Raw genomic sequence first — 19,372 nt, 5'->3', positions numbered from 1 at the left:
CCTGCTAACATTGTTGAGTGCTTAATAGGGCGCACGCACGACGGTGTGCCCCCATTACATTACGCACCGCCCTCACCTGGCTTCACTTCGCGTGGATTGACAAACGGCATCATTCGGCGCAATTCGCGCCCAATTTGCTCAATTGGGTGATTAATGTCGGCCTGTCGGTACGCATTGAAGCGCGGTCGGCCATTGTGGTTCTCTTCGATCCAATCTTCGGCAAACGCACCACTCTGAATATCGGCCAGAATCTGGCGCATTGCGGCACGTGTCTGCTCGGTGATAATCTTAGGGCCGGCGGTATAATCTCCCCACTCCGCCGTATCGCTCACCGAATAACGCATGTAATTGAGACCACCTTGATAGAAGAGGTCAACGATCAGTTTCAGCTCGTGCATACACTCGAAGTAAGCCACTTCCGGCTGATAGCCGGCCTCAACAAGCGTTTCAAAGGCAGCCTTCACCAGTGCGCTCACCCCACCACAGAGGACAACCTGCTCGCCAAACAGGTCGGTCTCGGTCTCTTCGGCAAATGTGGTGCGCAACACGCCGGCACGGGTGCAACCAAGCCCCTTAGCATACGCCAGCGCATCCTCGAACGCACCACCGGTTGCATCTTGTTCTACTGCAATCAGCGCCGGCACACCACCACCTTGCACAAAGACCTCACGCACACGGTGCCCGGGGGCTTTGGGCGCGACCATACTGACGTCGATCCCTTTTGGTGGCACGATTTGGCCGAAGCGGATGTTAAAGCCATGAGCGAACATCAGGGTTTTACCCGGTTCCATCGCCGGGGCGATATGCTCGCGGTACAGCTCAGCTTGACCGATATCCGGTGTCAAGATCATCACCATCTGAGCTTCACGGGCGGCTTCTGCCACCGTCATCACTTTCAGTCCGGCTTCCTCAACTTTAGCCCAGCTCTTCGAGCCGGGGTAGAGGCCGACCCGTACATCGAGACCGCTATCGGCCAGATTACGGGCGTGAGCGTGACCTTGGCTACCAAAGCCGATAATCGCAATCGGCTTGTTTTTCAAGCGATTAAGGTCAGCCTGATTGTCGTAGTACAGCTCTGCCATAATGGTTCTTTCCTCACTCTAATGCGGCAAACCTATGCCACAAGCGGTTGGTTAGAAATACCGAGACGCCCTTTGCGGGCGTCTCAGTCGTAGCACCATCTAGTTAAGCACCGGTACCTTCGCACCGTTTGTCGCCGGCTCGACATACTCGCCAGCGTTGTGCCCACGGGCGCCGCGTACCATGGCAATTCGACCGGTGCGCATCATTTCCTTGATCCCATAAGGGCGCACGACCTCGATAAAGTTCTCAACCTTGCCGGGCGTCCCGGTCATCTCGATAATCATCGTGTTCGACCCCACATCAACGATCCGGGCACCGAACACGCTACACATCGAGATAATCTCGTGGCGGGCTGCCGGCGGCGCATGCACTTTGATCATCGTCATCTCCCGCTCGACCGTCGGATCATCGGTAACATCGCTGACTTTGAGCACCTCGATCAGGCGGTAGAGTTGCTTGACGACCTGCTCCACATCTTCCGATTCGACCACGATAGTCAATCGGCTTACACCAGGGGTTTCACTATGGCCGACGGCCAGACTCTCGATGTTATAGCCGCGGCGACGGATCAGCCCGATCACACGGCTCAACACGCCGGGCCGATCTTGCAAGAGGGCGACGATGGTATGCTTCTTCATAATGAATACTCTCCTTTAGTAATAGGAATGACTGCGCCCTTACGCCTGCGACTCCGAGAGGATCATCTCGCCAATCGACTTGTTCTGTGGCACCATCGGGAAGACGTTCACTTCGCGCTCAACGCGGAAGTCGATCAGGACTGGGCCATCGGTCGCATACGCTTCATCAATGGCGGCTTGGACCTCTTCGCTGCGCTCGACAGTTAGCCCCTTCCAGCCATACGCTTCGGCCAGCTTGGCAAAATCGGGACCTGAAAGCGGTGTGCCGCTATAGCGTTTGTTCTCAAACAGTTCTTGCCATTGCCGCACCATGCCGAGATAGCCATTGTTGATCACTGCCACCTTGATATTCTTAAGTCCCTCTTGGACAATCGTCGCCATTTCTTGGTTGGTCATCTGGAAACCACCGTCACCGACAATTGCCCAGACGGTTTCGTTCGGGCACGCAATTGCCACGCCAAGTGCTGCCGGTACCGCGAAGCCCATCGTTCCGGCACCCCCAGAGGTAATATGCGTGCGCGGCCCATGGTTCCAGTCGATCAACTGAGCGGCCCACATTTGGTGCTGGCCAACGTCGGTCACCACTCGATAGTTGCCACGTGCGTTAAGGGTACGGCTGAGCGCTTCATAGACATCGTGTGGCGGTAACGCCATGTTGGACATTGCGGCTCGGTTCTTGTACTGTTGCTTACCCTGATGCTTGTCCTGCATCTCGCGAATATGCTCCATCCAGTCGGAAGCATGGGTGTGTAGTTCGGCCAGCTCGCTCGGCGGCGGCAAATCCTCGAGCAGCGCCTGCAACACGAGCCGGGCATCGCCGACGATCGGCACATCAACCCGCACGTTCTTCCCAATCTCCGATGGATCGATGTCCACGTGAATGATGCGGGCGTTAGGCGCAAAGGTGCTTGCTTTGCCGGTCACCCGGTCAGCGAAGCGACCACCGATGTTGAACAGAACATCACATTCCTGAATAGCGCGGTTGACGTGGACCCAGCCGTGCATGCCGGGCATACCGATGCAGAGCGGGTGATTTTCGGGAATGGCGCCGATCCCGTGGAGGGTGGTAATCACTGGGATGCGTAGTCGTTCGGCGAACGCTTGCAGTTCACGATGCGCACCCGACATAATGATGCCATGACCGGCAATGATGAGAGGCTTCTTGGCGTTGATGAGCAACTTAATCGCTTCACGGATCTGGCGACGGTTGCCCTGATAGGTTGGTTTGTACCCGGGTAAATTCAATTTGATGTCCCAATTCGGCACCGTCGTTTTCTGCATCGCGTCTTTGGTGATGTCGATCAAAACTGGGCCGGGGCGTCCGGTCGTCGCGATGTAGATGGCTTCTTTGAACACGTAGGCGATTTCGTCAACATTCTTGACGAGATAGTTGTGTTTGGTGATCGGCATAGTAATGCCGGTGATGTCGGTCTCTTGGAAGGCGTCTTTCCCGAGTACGTGGCTACCGACTTGGCCGGTGATGGCCAATAAGGGGGTGCTGTCCATCATCGCATCGGCGATGGGGGTGACAAGGTTGGTCGCGCCGGGTCCGCTGGTTCCGATACACACGCCGATTTTACCCGTCGCGCGGGCGTAGCCTTCAGCCGCGTGACCGGCCCCTTGCTCGTGGCGGCAGAGCACGTGGCGCAGTCGGTCGCGATAGTCCCACATCGCATAGTAGAAGGGCATGATTGCTCCGCCGGGAATACCAAACATGACTTCGACCCCCTCGCGGATGAGGGCCTCGCACATGATCTGGGCGCCGGTGAGTGGTTTGGTCATCGAACTACTCCTGTCCTCATGTGATGAATCTGAAACAACCATTGCTTGCACAGTCGTACCTCACGGTTGCCATTCTCGTAAGCGATGGCACCGTTGACGACGACCGATCCAACAACCGACGAGCCACAGCAGTGGGGCATTTCGCCGCTGCTCACTGCGATGTGAGCAAGCCGACGCGCGGCAATGCGCCGACGTGGCGGCGGTGAATCATTGTTTGCGTTGCCGATTGATGACAACCGGCGCGAGCACGACGTGCGGCTGCAACCAAAGGTGTTGCCAATAGTTGATGATGATATTGATGAGCCGCATCATATGTTCCAATAGGATACTAAAAACCTCCCGTTTTGCGGGAGGTTCAGTCTTACATCCTGAGCCGGGGCTTTGTGACCTTCCCCTCCCTAAACACGCTTGCTCCACCCGCCAATAAGGCTAAGGAGGAGTACGAGTACAAGGAGGATAAGGCTTACAAAGTGAGCGACCATAGGTTTGTGTGTACTATCCGAACATGAATATCAATCCGCGATGAGGATACCATAGGGTGACGAATTTGTCAATCTGGGATCATACCGAAGGGCGATCTGGCTGACGAAGGAATGGGAAAGGACTGTATCCTGTCCTTTCCCGATGCGTTGTTGCTACGTTGTAATGCCGCCCGAATCGAGCAGTTGGTGTTTGATCCTGTTGGGCGTGTTGACAATCGCTTTTGTCGTTCGTCACCGTTATCAGATGCGCACAGCTCTCAATGATTACCTACAAACCGAGGAAGATGATCACCTGCGTTCTGTTATCGGTCGTCGAGATGGTGATCGTAGCAGTACGACCGTCCTTGGTAAACGTAAGTTGGTAGGTGTCACCGTACTGCGTGACTGTTCCCGCTTGCCATCCCTTTGCCACCATCTCAGTCTGATAAAACTGGGCGATGTTTGCGGCTGTATCGCTTGCCTCGAAGCTGATCACGTCGTTTGTCCGCAACTGATTGCTGATGTTCGGTGGTAATGGAATGTCGGCACCGGCGGCTTGCTGTTGTGTACATGTCTCAGGGAGAGTGATGGTTGGTGTTTGCGCGATCTGAGTGACGTTGTATTTCCAGCTCAGATTCCCTGTTGATTGCGGAAGTATCTCACCCCCTTCTTCGACGGCTATTCCACCAAACGAGCCGTTCAGGGTGCCGATATGTCGTACCACAATGTTCGGACTGCTCGCCACCCAGATTTCGCCGCTCGCTTGCCCTTGATAACCAAGACTCTGCTCGTTTAAGCTGAAGGTGTAACGATCGGTGGTAAAACCGTTGACTTGTACACCACGTTCGGCAAGAGTTGCTTCTTTGAGATCACCGATCAATGACTCTGGGGTGAGCATACTTCCGGTGAAGAAATCGCTGCCGCTCACGCTAATACAGGTACGCTCGTCGCCACGTTCAGTGTATTGAAAGGTTTCACCGTCGATGAGAAAATAGCTGATACGGCTGATTCCTTGGTCAGGTGTCGTCGACTCGATCACAAGTCTACTATTGCCATTTTGCAGCCGAATCTCCTGCATCACTATTCGGATCGACTCGTCAGTTTGCCCTTCCGTTTTGATGGTCCCCTCAAGGCTCATCTCTACTTGAACATTACCGAGTGTTGTCAGTCCGGTTTGGTTGTTGGTGGGTGGCGGTCGGATAATCGTTCCCTCTGAGGCAGCGGTTGGAGCTGTTGTTGGTTGCGTATTAGCTGCTGCCGGGCGAGGAGTGCGTGTTGGGCGCGCCGATTCTGCTGTCGTGGGAGTAGGAGGAGGGACACCGGCCGTATCGCCACAGGCGGTGAGTACAACAACGAAGGCGATGCTGATGAGGATCAGCACTGTGTTACTTTTGTTCATTATTGGAGATTTCCTCCTGTAGTTGCGGTGGTAGGCAGGCTTCGATTGAGATTATAGCATGTGAGAATTCGTCTCACAAGACGAAGTATAGATGACAATTTGATTAGGTGTGATCGCCTGCCGAATACGTGCATGCGTGGATTACGGCAGCTAACAAACGTTGGGCAGTGTCATCCCAACGTGGCAGGGTATTGGCGCGTCGACGAGCAGCGGCGCTGAGACGTTGACGGAGTGCTGTGTTGGTAGTAATGCGGTGTAAAGCTGTCGCCAATTCTCGTTCATCGTCGGGTGGTACGAGCAGACCACCATCACCGACTAAGTCCGGGACCGGGCCGACTGCACCGGCGATCACCGGTAGGCCGCAGGCGAGCGCTTCGGCAAAGACTAGTCCGTAGCCTTCAAAGCGGGAGGGGAGGGCAAAGACGCCGGCGCGTGCGTAGAGGTGCGCTAACTCGTCATCGCTGAGCGTGCCTCGTACTATCACCGAAGCCGGGCAGTCGCGCACCACTTGCCAGACTTCGGCGGCGTAAGTTGGATCGGCGTCAGTCTCGCCGATCAGTGCTAAATGCCAGCCGTTCACTGCAGCTTTTCCCCAGGCTCGTACTAGGTTGGCTAGATTCTTGCGCGGAATCCATTGTCCAACGGCGATGATCAGTGGCTCGCGGGTGCAGTTGACCGGTAGCAAGGGGAGCAGACGATCACATCCGCCGGAAGCGACAACTAGTCGATTCGGATCTGCACCACGGGCGATTAGGGTTGCCGCCCCATCATCGCTTACCGTGACCAGTATATGAGCGCGTAGGAGTGCCTGTTCCCATTCCCGTTCCCGCGGATCGCTTGCGCCGGCTACTGCCGGTAATTCATGGATCAGTGCGAGTAGTGGCCGCCGGGTGCGCCAATACTCAAGCCATGGAGCAACGACCGCACGGGCTAAGGCGTCAACGATGATCGCATCGTACTGGTCAACGCTGATCCGTGCACCAACGTATGGAGCGGCAGCCAGTTGCCCGGCGACATCGGCCGGACCTAAGACGATTTCATCCACGCGATGACCTTGCGCACGCCAGCGCCGGAAGACTTCGCGATGGTAGAGATAGCCACCAGTGAGCCGGTTGGGATCACCGACGGTGAGGAAGCCAATCGTGTAAGGCATGAGGTGATCTACCTATGTACCGGCTGATGACGCTAATGTTTCGCTGTATGCCGCATAGACCTGTGGATTTTCCCAAATACGCACCGCCAGGGTGGTGAGGTCAGTTCCGCTGAGCGCGGCTGCAATCCGTCGCCAGCAATAGTAGGCAACTTGCTCGGCGGTGGTGTTGACGTCACGCAGCCCTTCGACAGTACCAAGATCGCGATAGTGTAAATCGGCGACAATTGCCTGCACTGCTGCTTGTAGTTGGCTAATATCAAAGAGAGTGCCGTCGGGTTGGAGACGCTCACCGGTGACAATGGCTTCTAGCCGGTAGGTGTGGCCGTGCATACGGGTGGCCGGACCAAAATTGCCTTCAAGACGATGGGCAGCTTCAAATTGAGCACTGACGCATACTTCATACATAACCGCTCCTTGTGTCGTACTTGCTCAACCTTAGTATGAGATATGGTGCCGTCTCCACCATCCGCCCGAACGCGTTGAACGACATTTCCCTTTCCACTCAGAGATCGCATTAGGCCTGGAAGGACCGTCACGGCGTAACATGCGCGATTACACAACTAACGGTCATCGACCGGTTCAGATAGCTATCTGTAGCTGATCATTACCTGCACCAGACCTGTTGCACCCCTATCAAGCAGTTCGTATGCGGCTGCCGCCTGTTCCAGCGGAAAGTGGTGGCTAACCAGTTCAGCGAGGTGGAGACGCGGCAACAGGTGCATCACGGTTGCCGTCCGCCGTGCATAATCCCAACGTGGGAGGCTGTCTGGCGTGAGCCGTCCTACCTGCGATGAGCGCACTCGAACCCGACCGCGGTGAAAGTGTCCGCCGAGCGTGAGCGTTACCGGTTTTTGGCCGTACCACGATGCCACAATGACCAATCCTTCCACAGCGACCGCCTCTATCGCCTGCTGCAATGCTGTCGGTGCGCCACTCACCTCAATCGCAATATCAGCCCCTCGTTTGTCGGTCAGGTCGACAATAATTGCTGGATCGGGCTGGGCCAACGCGGTGGCCCCAAAATGCTCCGCTAGCTCCCGTCGCTGCGGATCGGGATCGACGGCAATCACGTGTACACCGGCCAATTGCAGCAGTTGCGTAACGAGCAGCCCAACCACCCCCTGCCCGAAAACTATCACCGTTTCGCCGAGCCGGGGTGCGGCGTCGTGGCAGATGGTCAGCGCTGTTTCGACATTGGCGTAAAAGCCTCCCAAGGCCGGATCGAGATGGGTAGGTAGGCGTTTGACCAGCGCCGCCGGGATGGTAAAGACACTCTGGTGTGGGTGTAAAGCAGCGACCGCATCACCGATGTGCAGATCATCGACGCCGGGACCAACATCGATGATCCGTCCGGCAATTGCGTAGCCGTACTTGATTGGAAACGCGAAGCTGCCTCGTATGGTCGGCAAGTCGAGCGGGAGTGTTGGATCGACCTCTCCCCGATAGACCAGCCGTTCAGTGCCGTGGCTGATTAGTGAGGCGATGGCAGCCACACGCACTTCACCGACATCGGGTGGTGGTGCCGTTTCGCGTTGTACCCTGACGGTGCGCGGCGCAGTAAACCAGATCGCATCGGCAGGGAGTAGACTACTCGCGCCGGTGGTTATGTCGCTGTCCATAACACCTCACCCTCTAGGACTACATCAACGCCGTAGGTCGTCCAGCGTGCATTACCGAGTTTGATGGCTTGCGCTAACGTCATGATCCCAAGGTCGCCAACGGCTGCCGGCCCCGCGCCGAGGATCAACGGTGCAATGGTAATGGTGACTGCATCAACTAGGCGTGCGCGTAGCAGACCGGTTATGAGACATGCGCCACCTTCGACCATGATGCTGGCAATACCTCGTTCTGCTAGGCTCGCGAGGAGCGCCACCAGATCAACTTTACCCTCTGGAGTAGCCGGTAGCGTAAGGATAGTTGCTCCAAGCTCCCGTAAGACCGTGCGTCGCTCTGACGGCGCGGCGGCGGTGCAGGCCAGTACTGTACCACGCGCTGCACCGTCCCGGATCACCGCCGCAGTAGGTGGTGTGCGCAGTGTGCTATCGACGATGACCCGCAGCGGATCGCGCCCCTCGACTAGCCGTACCGTCAAGCGCGGATCATCGCGCAGTACCGTGCCGATGCCAACCATGATCGCGTCGTGGGCAGCGCGCAGCCGGTGGCAGAAACGCAGCGATTCTGGCTCGCTAATCCATTGCGAACTGCCATCAGCCGCCGCCACCCGCCCATCGAGAGTCTGGGCAAAACTGAGCGTCACTCGCGGTCGAGTCATCGCCAGCGCACAATCTCAACTACTGATCCTGCGAGGATGGTGTCGCCGAGACGCACCCCCGGCTTGGTCACCCGCACCGCCACCGCGCGGATCTGCGGATGGTCGGTGAGTACTGCCGTCGCAATCCGCTCAGCGACCGCTTCAGTCAACCGCAATGCCGGCCCGCAGACAATCTCGCGCGCCCGATCGTGAATCTGGCTATAGTCCACCGTTTGATTCAAGTCGTCGCTGGCCCCGGCGGCCCGCAGATCAAGCTCAACCGCCACATCTACCACAAACCGCTGGCCGAGCCGGTTCTCTTCGAGGCGTGTACCGTGGTAGCCGATAAATTGCATGCCGCTCAGGATAATACGGTCATGACCAATACCCCAATCACTCATCGTTGTAATCCTTTTCTACCACCAAACCGTACATGAGGGGCAGCGCCGGTATGTCTGGTGGTGGATACAGTCGCCGACCCTCAGCTTGTACCATGCGGGTGAAAGGTCGTTCTCCATTGACATAACAATACTCGTGGAGAACCCGCAAACGCAGATTAGCCTGTGCGAAGGCTGTCACCACTTCACCGATTCCCCAACGGTAGAGGATGCATGGCTCGGGGTTACTAAAATCGCGCACACCGTCCACAAACCCGGATGGCGATAACCCGCCTTCGGCGGCACCGACGTAATCACCGACACCTGGCAGCGCAAGGACGGTTCCATCTTGAGGGTAGGCGTGGGCCAACTGCCAATCGGCATTGAACATGTTCGATGTTGGGTGAAACTCCATCAACACGAAGCGTCCGCCGGGGGTGAGCAACGTGGCGATGTCGTGGGCGAAGGTGTGCAGATTGCGTAACCAGCAGATTACCCCATAGCCGGCATAGATACGTTCAAAGCGCAAGCCGTCTGCGGCTGCCGCTGCCAAGTAGTCATAGACATCGGCCTGCACGAACGTGGCCGGAATCCCACTGGCCGCACTCAACGCCCGCGCATAGGCGATTGCAGCATCGCTCAGATCAACACCGGTGACGATCGCTCCGCGTGCTGCTAACGAGAGACTGTCAGCGCCGGTGTTGCAGAGCAAGTGGAGGAGACGGCAACCTTGTATGTCGCCGAGCAAGGCTATCTCTTCAGGAAAGAGGGTCGAGCCACCGTTACGGAGAAAGCTGGCTTCGTCGGCACGATGGCTGGTGTGGACCGGGACAACGGCGTTCCACGAGCGGCGGTTTTGTTCGGTGATCGGGTCAGGTGTCATAGTCTCGATGCGAATCGCAATGATATGCTGAACACAGTCCCCCGCTGCGGGAGGCACATGCATTCAATAATAGAGCGTGTCTTCGTCTTCATCGACGCCAAAAAAACGGAGCCAATCCTCAATTTCGGCTTTACTCAACGGGCGGTCGCCACGTTTGTCACGAGCATTGATCCGTGGTTGGTCGAGCTGTTGCAAACGACGGGCAAACTCTTGGGCCGAGATGACCGGAATGCCACGTGCCTGCGCTTCTCTGACGACTGCTCGGTCTGATGAAACGACCAGCCACTCATCGCGACGACGAATCGCGCGAATTTGTCGGATTAGCTCTTGATCGGCGTTGTGTGGCGGTTTGATGAAGCGTGTTTCCACGCCATAGCCGTTCAAGTTTTGCGGGTGACCGTATACGCCACCATCAAAGACGACCACAATCTTCCGGCCACGCTTACGTGTAGCGTAGCGGCGAAGTTTCGCGACCAACTTTTCTTCGTCGTCGGGGTCACTAAGTTCAATGTCAGGCATTTGCCCAATCAGGTTGTGGCCGTCAATGAGAATAGGCATATATTCATTGTACCTGATGTCGATGAGTATGCTGGTGTGAAGGATATGGCGATGTAACCGACATCGTTGCACTGCTTTGTGCCATCATTCTACCTTATCGTAACGTATATTTCGTCACGCTGCACATGATCGCCGATGAGCATCTCGCTGCTACCGCAGCAGATGGGCCTCTTCTGACATGGCATGTCACGATTGGTGTCTCGTGATTTATTGTTGCACAATCTGCAGTTGCACAGCATTCCCGCTTTTCGATCCCCGATGTTGGTGTGCCGGTATCGCCGGCGATGATAGATACTGTGTGAGTTGGTAGTGAGCGGGTTTGTCTCCATTGTTGCCGCCGTATCGTGATGGTTGGTGGAGTTCGTCGGTCTACCATAGTCATACGGACGATTCGGTGTTGGCAACACGCGCTCGTTGTCGGCAAACGATTGCCAAATGAACCGTTCATACTCACAGTCACGCAATATCGTACACAGGCGGATGGGTGGAGTTGGGCAACGATGCAACCCCCAGTGTTGGCATAACGTCGGATGCAGTGAAAAGTACCAAGTGAAGGGTATGTGCTATGAAAACCGATCTACCAAGAGATTCCGAACGTCCGGTCGAGCGGCAGCTCAGCCGACGATGGCTGGGGATGGTGTTGATCCTCGGTGGACTAGGATGGTTGTTGTTTGAACTGTTGATTCGCGGTACGATTGCCGGTATTGATCTCAATCTTGCTCGCTCTGATAGTGTGCAGCGTATTGCAGAGCAACGATTTATCGTGAAGCGGGTAGAAGTTGTCGGGGTAAACGATCAGGTCGTTCTGATCGGCACCACCGATGATGAAGTCGTCCTCCGTGGCGAACGGCGTGGGTTTGGTTGGGCGGCCAATGCTGCTGCTGATGCGGCGACCAAGATCGAGCTACAGATTGAACAACGCGGTGATACACTCTATATCAATGTGAAACACCCGCAATGGGCGCCGTGGAGTTTCGGTCGTAATCCGTATGCCTACCTCGAATTAGCGCTCCCATCCGATGTTACATTTGAGGTTTCCCTTGTCTCCGGCGATGCTACATTACGTCAGGTAGCCGCTCGTGGCACGATTACAACGATCAATGGTGAAGTGCGAGCCGAAGGAACTACCGGTCAGCTTACCCTCAACACAACAAGCGGTGATGTCACGCTGAGCGATCATCGCAGTGAGATTAACTTCTTGACGGTGAGCGGTGATCTGTCGGCAAGTGGCCTACTTGGCGCGGTCATCGCTCAGACAACGAGTGGCGATGTCAAGCTCAGCGGTGTGCGTGGGCCGGTGCAAGTAACAACCGTTTCCGGTGATGTCGATATTGCGAGTGACGAGGCGGTTCGGCTTGCTATTGACACCACCGGCGGTGATATTACCTTTTCCGGTCGTCTAGCGGCCGGTGAACAGCACGTGAGCACGATTTCCGGTGATGTGCAATTAACGCTCTTGCCGCCGTTCGATGTTCAGCTCAACTTCCGTACTATCGGTGGAAAGATCGATGCACCCGCCGGTTTGGCTGCGCAAGTGAGTAATGCTCGTTCACTACAAACAATGCTCGGTGATGGTCGGTCACTTTTGAATGTTGAGGCAACGTCGGGCAATATCACATTGCGCTTAGCGGAGCAGTGACACGGCATCTTGCAGGTGGGAACGTGTTGCGGTTTGCTGAGACTTGATCTGGTGTGCGATGGCGACCGGCAACGAGGTGTGGTATTTTTGCAAAATCTGTGCAAAATCCTTGCAGACGTGGTATGCTGATAAAGACGTAGATACCATAAGCATACCAAGAAAGCTTGAGATATATGAGTACAACAACAGCTTCTACCACAGGACGCAAGTTTGAGATCCGTGAAGAGTACCGTAGCGGGCCTGATGGCCTAATGCGGGCATGGATCTCGTCACCGCAACATGGCCTGCCGATCATGCTCATCCACGGTTACGGCGCACTCATCGAACACTGGAGTCCGGTGATGCGCCCGATTGCCACCGAACATACCTTGTACGCAATTGATCTCTACTATTTCGGCTACTCAGCGCGTCCTACCGGTCGACCGAGTCGCGAACGTTGGGCTGCTCAAGCAGCGGCGTTTATTCGCGACACCATCGGCCGTCCGGCGGTTGTCGTCGGGCACTCGATGGGCGGTGTTGTTAGTGCTCAGTTGGCTCGCGCGTATCCTGAATTGGTGAGGGCGCTGATTCTCGTTAACAGTTCAGGTGCGCAGTTACAAGCCCGTCCGCTGAGCGCGTTCGACCGGCTGATGCTTGATGCAATCGGGGCACCGCTGATCGGCGAGACATTAGCCGGCGTGTTCGGTAATCGTTGGGGAGTACGTCAGGGGTTGTTGTCGGCCTACCATCGCAAAGAGCGGGTGACGCCCGCATTGGTGGAGACGTTTAGTGGCCCGTTACGTCGCTATGGGGCCGGTTCTTACCTGAAGGTTAGCCGTGAGTTCGCCAACCTTGTGCTCGATCTCAAGCCGGGCGAGATTCAGATGCCCACGCTGTTGATCTGGGGTGCAGAAGATCAATCCATTCCACCGTCTCATGCTGAAATTATCAAAGATCGTATGATCCCGGACGCCGAAATCAAAATCATTCCTGATAGTGGTCACTGTCCGTTCGATGAAACTCCGCAGGAGTTTCTCGACATCTTGTTGCCATGGGTGCGTCGGTTGATGTGATGTGTCTTCTGCGTAGGTCTGTCGGGCGATGATGGTGAGTCTGGTATTGCTTACGAGGCGTAGCGGTACATCCTCGCATAGCTCCTTCGCGCCGGTGATATTCCACCGGCGCGTTTCCTCATTACTCATCACGATTCATCATCGCCTGGGCAGCACTACGGAAATAGGCCTCCATCACGCCGCGTGCCGGTTCGGGTACCCCGGCCTCATTCAGCGCAGCCAGCATATGTTCGAGCCATGCATCGCGTTCAACTGGGCCGATTGGAAACGGTAGATGCCGCATTCGTAGCCGTGGGTGGCCGCGCCGTTCGCTATACGTGCGTGGCCCGCCGAAGTATTGCATGAGAAAAAGCCGTTGATGCTCTTTGCCCGGCTCGAGGTTCGCCGGGAAGAGATGCCGCAGACGCGGATCGGCCTCGACCCGCGCGTAAAAGATATCAACGATCCGGCGAAACGTGGACTCGCCGCCGATCTGTTCGTAAATGGTTGGTTCGCTCATCGAAGTACCCACATTGTAGCGATTACGCTTGTGCCGTCACCGGCGCTCTTTTTATGCTACCATAAGTCCTCAGGATTTCTGTGCTTATCCGGCTGAATCGGTCGACCCGCTCTTGCCTAACCGTTTTCTTGCACAAAATACAAGCCACCGTCATGTAGAGGTCGGCAGGTATGAAGTATCCCACTATCACCATCGCCACCGAACGGATTCGTCTCACCGTACTGGCTGCCGGCGGGCCGCGCATTCTTGCGCTTCATCTTGATAACGGTCCCAACCTTCTGGCCGAAACACCAACAGCACGCTGGCAGACACCTTGGGGTGAGTTTGCCCTGCTCGGTGGTCATCGGCTCTGGCACGCCCCTGAAGCATTCCCGCGCAGCTACTGGCCCGATTTCGATGGCCCACCTGCTGAACCGGTCGATCATGGTGTGATCCTGCGCAGCGCCATCGATCCCGGTGGCATCGCGAAGAGACTCACCGTTACGCTCGATCCACAGCAACCGCGACTCCATCTGCGTCATGCCTTGACCAATCACGGTCTTTGGCCGGTCGAATTGGCTCCATGGGCCATCACGCAACTGGTACCAGGGGGACTCGCCGTTCTTCCGCTCCACGATGCTCAGCCACCGCCAAACCCATTGCTTCCCAATCGTCAGATTACGTTGTGGCCCTACACGTCGTTGCCTGATCCGCGGTTATCCATCACCGACGATGCCTTGTTGATCGATACAGCGCTCACCGGCCCACCGGCCAAAGTCGGTGCGCACAGTGCCGCCGGCTGGCTAGCGTATATCCATCAGGGAGTGGTTGTCGTCAAATGGGCTGCCTACCAACCGACCGGTATTTACCCTGATCGGAACTGCAATCTCGAAATCTACTACGACCAAGGCTGCACTGAACTTGAAACACTGGCGCCGTTGGTACACCTTGCGCCCGGCGCGACCATCACCCACGATGAGATCTGGTTCCTCACGCCATGGTCAGTACCAAAAGATCGGAAAGATCTTTTCAAACCCCTCAGCAAATTGGTCGATGAGCTGGTATAATAACGGCGCAGTAGTTGTGCAAGAGATTGATACTGACACCGTTGGCAGTGGGTAAGAGGCTATGCCTCAGCCACACGTGCATGCCTCGTTGCAAATTATACTACGAGCTTCTTCGCAGTAGGGGTTGGTTCCACGGACGAGATGGTGGTATTATACCGCAATGAATGGTTGCTCGACGGTGCTGAGCGATGGATGATGAAAGTCGTTATACGTCATTAGAATGCCGTCAATCGCTGACGGGGTCTCGGTACATATGAGTAATATTTGTTGACACACATCAATATTCGTGCTACTATTGCGATACAAGCCAAACTAGCGAGGGATACCACCGGTTTTGGCTTTTAAGCAAAAACTTCATGTAAAGTTCGTTCACAACCTCTGGAGGCGCCGCCCTGGCGGCAGTAGATGACAGCCGAGCAGTAAGCTCCTGGAAAGGCCCTGATGCGCACTCTGATCTTTACCGGAAAAGGCGGCGTTGGTAAGACGAGCGTCGCCGCAGCAACGGCCCTACGGGCTGCCGATCGTGGCTTAAAAACACTGGTCATGAGCACCGATCCTGCCCACTCACTGGCCGATTCGCTCGATCTCGAGGGACCGCTGGGTCCTGAACCCGTTCGGATTACGAAGAACCTGGATGCGCTCGAAGTCAGCATCTATCACGACATCGAAAGCAACTGGGGTATTGTGCGCGAGCACTTCGCCCAACTTATGGCCGAGCAGGGCGTACAGGGCGTGTTGGCCGATGAGATGAGCGTCCTGCCTGGTATGGAAGAGGCCTTCCCGCTCATTCGGATCAAGAAGCATAAGGAGCGCGGTGATTACGATCTCTTGGTGATCGATTGCGCGCCCACCGGCGAGACGCTACGGCTCCTTTCGGCCCCTGAGACGTTCAAGTGGGCGATCAATATGTTGCGTGGTGCCGAGCGTTACGTCATCCGGCCACTGATCCGCCCAATGAGCAAGATCACGCCCGGCCTCAACAAAATGGTCGCGCCACCTGAGGTGTACGATGCCGTTGATGAGATGTTCCGCCAGATGGAGGGGGTAACCGCGACGCTGGCTAATCCGCGCGAGACGTCGATCCGCCTGGTGATGAACCCCGAAAAGATGGTGATCAAGGAGAGCCAGCGGGCGTTGACCTACCTTTCGATGTACGGGATGACCGTTGACATGGTCGTGGTCAATAAGATTTTACCTCTTGACCAAGATAGCGGTTATCTGAACCATTGGCGTGATGTGCAGCAGCGGTATCTGCAAGACGTGGAGCACTCATTTGTGCCGTTGCCGATCCGGCGTGTGCCCTACTATCCCGAAGAGGTTGTCGGCCTTGAGAAGCTGCGCCGGATGGGGGATGATATCTACGGCGATATGGATCCAACGGCCGTGCTCTACGACCGCGCACCGCTAGAGATTACCAAGGCTGGCGATAAATTCTACCGGGTGAAGATCCGCTTGCCGTTTGCCGATGTTTCACAACTCGATCTCTACCAGAACGGTGATGAGTTGGTTGTCCAGATCGGCGATTTCCGCCGTGTTATTACCCTGCCGACGAGCCTTGCCGGCCTTGAAGCCGGACAGGCGGAGATGGAGGGTGAGTGGCTGATCGTCCCCTTCATGGCGCCGCAGTTGGCGTCGCGCTGAGTCGGCTGAACGATGGGGTTTCACGGAGGCTTGCCTCCGGTAACCTATAGAGGGAGTTCATATTGTTAAGGAGGTGTGTGCATGGCGACGAGAGGCTGGTTCTCGGAGTCGTCGGCGCAGGTGGCGCAGATCGGCGACATCATGTTCCAGGGCCACTGGCAGTGGGTCTCGAATGCGCTGCAGGCTACCGCCGCTGCGGTTGATAACATCAATCGCAATGCGTACCCGGGTGTGTCCCGGAGCGGCTCGGGCGAGAGTTCTTTTGGCAGCTCGGGCAACGTGTTCCGTCCGAAGCGCATTCGCTCGCGCTTCAACCGCTAGGTTGCGGGCAGGCGTGAGGCGTCTCGCTTGCTGCCTCACGCCGATCCCCGGGAAGCGTTATGATTAACCTGCTCTATCATAGTCATACTATCATTCCAGCTCACCTTGAAGAGATTACGCGGCTTGACGTGCTCGATCCTGATGAGCAGGTGCTGGTCGCGGTCGATGGTGTGTTGCTCGATCATCAGGGTCAACGCCTGAGCGGACCAACCTTGCATGACTATTGTCTGATTACCGATTTGCGGGTCGTGTTGTGGGCGCGTGATTACGGTCGTCATTTGTGCTACGCCTTCCCGCTCGCTGAGTTGACGTTGATTGACGGTCGCGGTATCGATCCGATCCACGGTGAGGTTACGCTGGGGTTTAGCGCTCCTGAAGCTGAAGAGCAATTGTTTACCCTAACCCTGATTCCTCAAGCCTATGTACCGGCATTGATGATATTATTGCGTACAGCGGCTGAGACGGCCCGTTCCGCTTTGGTAGCCGGTCTTGATGCTCGTCAAGCTGCCCCGGAAGTGATGACGGCCCTCGGTGCGGCGATTTATGGTTCTGAAGATGCGCTGCGCCCTGATGAGACGCCGTATCGCTGGCCCGGTGGTGCGCCGCGCACACCGGCAGTGCCGAGTGCGCCGTTTGTGGTTGATCCGGCAATGTTGCCGCCGAATCAGATCTTTACCGCCGGACGCCTTGCTCGTTCGGCGTGGGATACCTTGCGCCGCACGCTGCGCGAAGCGGATTTGCCGTTTGATTTGAGTCCGGCAAGTATTCGTGAATTGACAGAAGCAATCCGTGCAGTTAATGAATTAGTTCAAACGGTGACCAGTAATCCTGCTGCCCAGCAGATGGCAATGGCGTTTCTGAACCGGCAAGCGGCAGCTCGCCAAACATCAGGAGCGGCAAACTCGCCCTCCTCTGTCGAAATGCCGATGCCCGATTCGCCACCGGCGACTGGGTCGCGCTACCATGAAATTCCGTTACGGCGACGGAACATGTCATCCCGTGAAACTTCAGCGCCTGATCGCTCATCTGCACCGCCGGTTTCGACGGAGAAACCGGTGCGGGTGTCGCCCAATGATTTGCCTGATCGGCGTGAGATTCCGCTCCGTCGCCGGAGCACTCCTGTGCGGCGAGCACCGTTGGTTGCGTTGAGTGGTTCAGGCGATGCCGATACTGATCAATCCTGAGAGCTTGTAGCATTGGCGGCCGCAACCGCCCTAAGGAGCAGGTATGAGCCCATTTCTCGGTGTCAATGTGAGTATGGCCAGCGTTGAAGAGCTGCACCAGCGCGAGTTGCTTGAAGAAGGCGAGACGTTGCTGGCGCTGTTCGATGGTACGCTGCTCGATGAGAATCGCCGCCGTATCGGTGGTCTTGCGCTTGCCGATTTCGTCGCGTTGACCGACCGCCGGCTGATCCTGTGGGCGCGCGGCTTTTTTAACGATATTGTTGATGGTTTTCCGTGGAGTGATGTCGATGTGGTGCGCGCCGAGACGTGGGATCCCTGGCACGGCCGGGTGAGTCTGGCGTTGCGGATTCCGGCGACCTCGCCACGCAAGCGTCGGGTGGCTCTTGGCGAAGTGCAAGACCCCGGTCAGCCTGAGCGCGTGATTGTGAATACCCTTGACTATATGCCGGCAGAAGATGTTGATGTGCTGGCAAAGATGGTTGCGTGGGTGGGCGATCAGGTGCTGGCCGGCGTTACTGGTGAAAATCTAATCAAGGCTTTTGAAGCCGAGTTCCCGGCGGTCGAGCGTAAGCCGTTACCGCCGTTTTTCCTTGCTAGTGAGCCGGCGCCACCGCCTGCACCAGAGCCGGAGCCGAAGAAGCCGGCGAAGAAGCCGTGGTGGAAGTTTGGAGCTGCTGATGATGAGGCAGAGCCGGTCCCGGCATCACCGGCTAATCTGATCGCGGCGTATGAGCAGCAACGCGGTGGCTCACCGGTTGCCGGTGCAGCTCCGGTTGGGCCAATTCCTACCTTGCCCGAACAGCCGAATATGTATGAGGTGAGCCGTTCATTATGCCTGATGCTCGAAGTACCGCGTGGATTGGCGCGTGGGCTGCGTCGGGCAACGGAGATTATAAGCGGCGCGACCGAGCTGCTGAACAATATGCAAGATCCAACGGTGCGCCGTAATGCAATGCGTGGGATCTATTACGCCGCTGCCCAACAAGAGGCCGAAGGTGGACCGTTAGCGTCGGTTGGTCCGGTCGTGCGTGCCGCCGTCCGTTTCGCCGAACCGGTTGAACCGCCGGTTGAGCAGTCACCGGTCCAACGCCGGATTGCCGTCCGTGCGATGGTGCGGCAAGCTCAGCCCCAGTCGCAACCGATACCTGCTGCCGAACCATCGCCGGTGTCCGAGCCGACCACTGCTGCGTCTGCGCCCTCAGCAGCCGCTCCACAACCGGTACGACGCTCGATCAGTGTGCGTCGTGTTGATCCTCCGGCAGAGGCGAATAATGGGTCAATGACGGTCCGCCGCGTGGTGGTGAGCCGTACCGATCGCCCGGCGGCAACCGGTGGCAGTGGCGTCGGTATGTCTGCGCCCGAACGTCTGAATGGCCATACTGTCGATGAACCAGCAGGAGAGTGA

20 protein-coding genes are annotated in these 19,372 nt (G+C 56.7%); 8 read left to right on the top strand and 12 right to left on the bottom strand.

Translation table 11 applies throughout. The features are described from left to right. Positions 1 to 59: 59 nt before the first annotated feature. The 3 genes from ilvC to ilvB form a co-directional block, all read right to left on the bottom strand. A complete protein-coding gene (gene ilvC / locus ACP5OT_RS03510; RefSeq protein ID WP_424676380.1) occupies positions 60 to 1,082 on the bottom strand; it encodes a ketol-acid reductoisomerase in 1,023 nt (340 codons plus the stop codon). A gap of 99 nt (positions 1,083 to 1,181) precedes the next feature. Then, positions 1,182 to 1,721 carry an acetolactate synthase small subunit gene (gene ilvN, locus ACP5OT_RS03505; RefSeq protein ID WP_424676381.1) on the bottom strand — a complete coding sequence of 180 codons (540 nt, stop codon included), beginning with the start codon at positions 1,719 to 1,721 and terminating at the stop codon, positions 1,182 to 1,184. Positions 1,722 to 1,760: 39 nt separating this feature from the next. Next, positions 1,761 to 3,503, bottom strand: coding sequence for a biosynthetic-type acetolactate synthase large subunit (gene ilvB, locus ACP5OT_RS03500; protein ID WP_424676382.1), 1,743 nt, complete (start codon positions 3,501 to 3,503; stop codon positions 1,761 to 1,763). A 183-nt stretch (positions 3,504 to 3,686) separates the two neighbouring features. Between ilvB and ACP5OT_RS03495 the strand changes: the two genes are divergently transcribed. After that, positions 3,687 to 3,827 carry a hypothetical protein gene (locus tag ACP5OT_RS03495; protein WP_424676383.1) on the top strand — a complete coding sequence of 47 codons (141 nt, stop codon included), beginning with the start codon at positions 3,687 to 3,689 and terminating at the stop codon, positions 3,825 to 3,827. Positions 3,828 to 4,253: 426 nt separating this feature from the next. Here ACP5OT_RS03495 and ACP5OT_RS03490 read toward each other — a convergent pair whose 3' ends face one another. The 8 genes from ACP5OT_RS03490 to ACP5OT_RS03455 form a co-directional block, all read right to left on the bottom strand. Beyond that, positions 4,254 to 5,363 (bottom strand): hypothetical protein, encoded by a 1,110-nt coding sequence (locus ACP5OT_RS03490; protein ID WP_428131335.1) that lies wholly within the window; start codon positions 5,361 to 5,363, stop codon positions 4,254 to 4,256. Between the two features lie 103 nt (positions 5,364 to 5,466). After that, on the bottom strand, positions 5,467 to 6,516 hold the full coding sequence (locus ACP5OT_RS03485; protein ID WP_424676385.1) for a glycosyltransferase: 1,050 nt from the start codon (positions 6,514 to 6,516) through the stop codon (positions 5,467 to 5,469). Between the two features lie 12 nt (positions 6,517 to 6,528). Next, positions 6,529 to 6,921: a 6-pyruvoyl trahydropterin synthase family protein gene (locus tag ACP5OT_RS03480; protein WP_424676386.1), complete on the bottom strand. Its 393-nt coding sequence runs from the start codon at positions 6,919 to 6,921 to the stop codon at positions 6,529 to 6,531. 182 nt (positions 6,922 to 7,103) lie between these two features. Then, the gene (locus tag ACP5OT_RS03475) at positions 7,104 to 8,135 is read right to left on the bottom strand and encodes a zinc-dependent alcohol dehydrogenase (RefSeq protein ID WP_424676387.1); all 1,032 of its coding nucleotides are present in this window, start codon (positions 8,133 to 8,135) and stop codon (positions 7,104 to 7,106) included. Next, positions 8,120 to 8,788: a RibD family protein gene (locus tag ACP5OT_RS03470; RefSeq protein ID WP_424676388.1), complete on the bottom strand. Its 669-nt coding sequence runs from the start codon at positions 8,786 to 8,788 to the stop codon at positions 8,120 to 8,122. Before ACP5OT_RS03470 ends, ACP5OT_RS03475 begins: the two co-directional genes overlap by 16 nt. Next, a complete protein-coding gene (folB, locus tag ACP5OT_RS03465; RefSeq protein ID WP_424676389.1) occupies positions 8,785 to 9,168 on the bottom strand; it encodes a dihydroneopterin aldolase in 384 nt (127 codons plus the stop codon). The genes ACP5OT_RS03470 and folB overlap by 4 nt, the downstream gene beginning before the upstream one ends. Continuing rightward, positions 9,161 to 10,027, bottom strand: coding sequence for a class I SAM-dependent methyltransferase (locus ACP5OT_RS03460; protein WP_424676390.1), 867 nt, complete (start codon positions 10,025 to 10,027; stop codon positions 9,161 to 9,163). Before ACP5OT_RS03460 ends, folB begins: the two co-directional genes overlap by 8 nt. 63 nt (positions 10,028 to 10,090) lie before the next feature. After that, positions 10,091 to 10,585 carry an NYN domain-containing protein gene (locus ACP5OT_RS03455; protein ID WP_424676391.1) on the bottom strand — a complete coding sequence of 165 codons (495 nt, stop codon included), beginning with the start codon at positions 10,583 to 10,585 and terminating at the stop codon, positions 10,091 to 10,093. A 565-nt stretch (positions 10,586 to 11,150) separates the two neighbouring features. Here ACP5OT_RS03455 and ACP5OT_RS03450 point away from each other — a divergent pair. Both ACP5OT_RS03450 and ACP5OT_RS03445 read left to right on the top strand, forming a co-directional pair. Continuing rightward, positions 11,151 to 12,224: a DUF4097 family beta strand repeat-containing protein gene (locus tag ACP5OT_RS03450; protein ID WP_424676392.1), complete on the top strand. Its 1,074-nt coding sequence runs from the start codon at positions 11,151 to 11,153 to the stop codon at positions 12,222 to 12,224. Positions 12,225 to 12,397: 173 nt separating this feature from the next. Next, the gene (locus ACP5OT_RS03445) at positions 12,398 to 13,276 is read left to right on the top strand and encodes an alpha/beta fold hydrolase (protein WP_428112330.1); all 879 of its coding nucleotides are present in this window, start codon (positions 12,398 to 12,400) and stop codon (positions 13,274 to 13,276) included. Between the two features lie 121 nt (positions 13,277 to 13,397). Here the strand turns inward: ACP5OT_RS03445 and ACP5OT_RS03440 are convergent, their stop codons facing one another. After that, positions 13,398 to 13,775: a globin gene (locus ACP5OT_RS03440; protein ID WP_424676394.1), complete on the bottom strand. Its 378-nt coding sequence runs from the start codon at positions 13,773 to 13,775 to the stop codon at positions 13,398 to 13,400. 170 nt (positions 13,776 to 13,945) lie between these two features. Between ACP5OT_RS03440 and ACP5OT_RS03435 the strand changes: the two genes are divergently transcribed. From ACP5OT_RS03435 to ACP5OT_RS03415, 5 genes are all read left to right on the top strand, one after another. Continuing rightward, positions 13,946 to 14,821 carry a hypothetical protein gene (locus ACP5OT_RS03435; RefSeq protein ID WP_428112331.1) on the top strand — a complete coding sequence of 292 codons (876 nt, stop codon included), beginning with the start codon at positions 13,946 to 13,948 and terminating at the stop codon, positions 14,819 to 14,821. Positions 14,822 to 15,262: 441 nt separating this feature from the next. Beyond that, entirely contained in the window at positions 15,263 to 16,462 is a 1,200-nt protein-coding gene (locus ACP5OT_RS03430; RefSeq protein ID WP_012616496.1) for an ArsA family ATPase, read from the top strand. An 81-nt stretch (positions 16,463 to 16,543) separates the two neighbouring features. Further along, positions 16,544 to 16,783 (top strand): bacteriochlorophyll c-binding family protein, encoded by a 240-nt coding sequence (locus tag ACP5OT_RS03425; RefSeq protein WP_012616495.1) that lies wholly within the window; start codon positions 16,544 to 16,546, stop codon positions 16,781 to 16,783. Between the two features lie 59 nt (positions 16,784 to 16,842). Continuing rightward, the gene (locus ACP5OT_RS03420) at positions 16,843 to 17,967 is read left to right on the top strand and encodes a hypothetical protein (RefSeq protein WP_428131333.1); all 1,125 of its coding nucleotides are present in this window, start codon (positions 16,843 to 16,845) and stop codon (positions 17,965 to 17,967) included. Between the two features lie 43 nt (positions 17,968 to 18,010). Further along, positions 18,011 to 19,372 carry a hypothetical protein gene (locus ACP5OT_RS03415; RefSeq protein WP_428131330.1) on the top strand — a complete coding sequence of 454 codons (1,362 nt, stop codon included), beginning with the start codon at positions 18,011 to 18,013 and terminating at the stop codon, positions 19,370 to 19,372.

The sequence above is a fragment of the Chloroflexus sp. genome, assembly GCF_049970315.1.
In the GTDB taxonomy this organism is placed as follows: Bacteria; Chloroflexota; Chloroflexia; order Chloroflexales; family Chloroflexaceae; genus Chloroflexus.
Note: the sequence above shows the minus strand (reverse complement) of the source record. Positions and strands in the feature narration are given on the sequence as shown.

What these genes read in the sequence shown, in the direction of transcription:
- ilvC (WP_424676380.1), bottom strand. Translation starts at nt 1,082, where the DNA reads ATGGCAGAGCTGTACTACGACAATCAGGCTGACCTTAATCGCTTGAAA.
- ACP5OT_RS03475 (WP_424676387.1), bottom strand. Translation starts at nt 8,135, where the DNA reads ATGGACAGCGACATAACCACCGGCGCGAGTAGTCTACTCCCTGCCGAT.
- ACP5OT_RS03445 (WP_428112330.1), top strand. Translation starts at nt 12,398, where the DNA reads ATGAGTACAACAACAGCTTCTACCACAGGACGCAAGTTTGAGATCCGT.
- ACP5OT_RS03470 (WP_424676388.1), bottom strand. Translation starts at nt 8,788, where the DNA reads ATGACTCGACCGCGAGTGACGCTCAGTTTTGCCCAGACTCTCGATGGG.
- folB (WP_424676389.1), bottom strand. Translation starts at nt 9,168, where the DNA reads ATGAGTGATTGGGGTATTGGTCATGACCGTATTATCCTGAGCGGCATG.
- ACP5OT_RS03430 (WP_012616496.1), top strand. Translation starts at nt 15,263, where the DNA reads ATGCGCACTCTGATCTTTACCGGAAAAGGCGGCGTTGGTAAGACGAGC.
- ACP5OT_RS03415 (WP_428131330.1), top strand. Translation starts at nt 18,011, where the DNA reads ATGAGCCCATTTCTCGGTGTCAATGTGAGTATGGCCAGCGTTGAAGAG.
- ACP5OT_RS03435 (WP_428112331.1), top strand. Translation starts at nt 13,946, where the DNA reads ATGAAGTATCCCACTATCACCATCGCCACCGAACGGATTCGTCTCACC.
- ACP5OT_RS03425 (WP_012616495.1), top strand. Translation starts at nt 16,544, where the DNA reads ATGGCGACGAGAGGCTGGTTCTCGGAGTCGTCGGCGCAGGTGGCGCAG.
- ACP5OT_RS03480 (WP_424676386.1), bottom strand. Translation starts at nt 6,921, where the DNA reads ATGTATGAAGTATGCGTCAGTGCTCAATTTGAAGCTGCCCATCGTCTT.
- ACP5OT_RS03495 (WP_424676383.1), top strand. Translation starts at nt 3,687, where the DNA reads ATGCGCCGACGTGGCGGCGGTGAATCATTGTTTGCGTTGCCGATTGAT.
- ACP5OT_RS03455 (WP_424676391.1), bottom strand. Translation starts at nt 10,585, where the DNA reads ATGCCTATTCTCATTGACGGCCACAACCTGATTGGGCAAATGCCTGAC.
- ACP5OT_RS03490 (WP_428131335.1), bottom strand. Translation starts at nt 5,363, where the DNA reads ATGAACAAAAGTAACACAGTGCTGATCCTCATCAGCATCGCCTTCGTT.
- ACP5OT_RS03440 (WP_424676394.1), bottom strand. Translation starts at nt 13,775, where the DNA reads ATGAGCGAACCAACCATTTACGAACAGATCGGCGGCGAGTCCACGTTT.
- ACP5OT_RS03460 (WP_424676390.1), bottom strand. Translation starts at nt 10,027, where the DNA reads ATGACACCTGACCCGATCACCGAACAAAACCGCCGCTCGTGGAACGCC.
- ilvB (WP_424676382.1), bottom strand. Translation starts at nt 3,503, where the DNA reads ATGACCAAACCACTCACCGGCGCCCAGATCATGTGCGAGGCCCTCATC.
- ACP5OT_RS03485 (WP_424676385.1), bottom strand. Translation starts at nt 6,516, where the DNA reads ATGCCTTACACGATTGGCTTCCTCACCGTCGGTGATCCCAACCGGCTC.
- ilvN (WP_424676381.1), bottom strand. Translation starts at nt 1,721, where the DNA reads ATGAAGAAGCATACCATCGTCGCCCTCTTGCAAGATCGGCCCGGCGTG.
- ACP5OT_RS03420 (WP_428131333.1), top strand. Translation starts at nt 16,843, where the DNA reads ATGATTAACCTGCTCTATCATAGTCATACTATCATTCCAGCTCACCTT.
- ACP5OT_RS03450 (WP_424676392.1), top strand. Translation starts at nt 11,151, where the DNA reads ATGAAAACCGATCTACCAAGAGATTCCGAACGTCCGGTCGAGCGGCAG.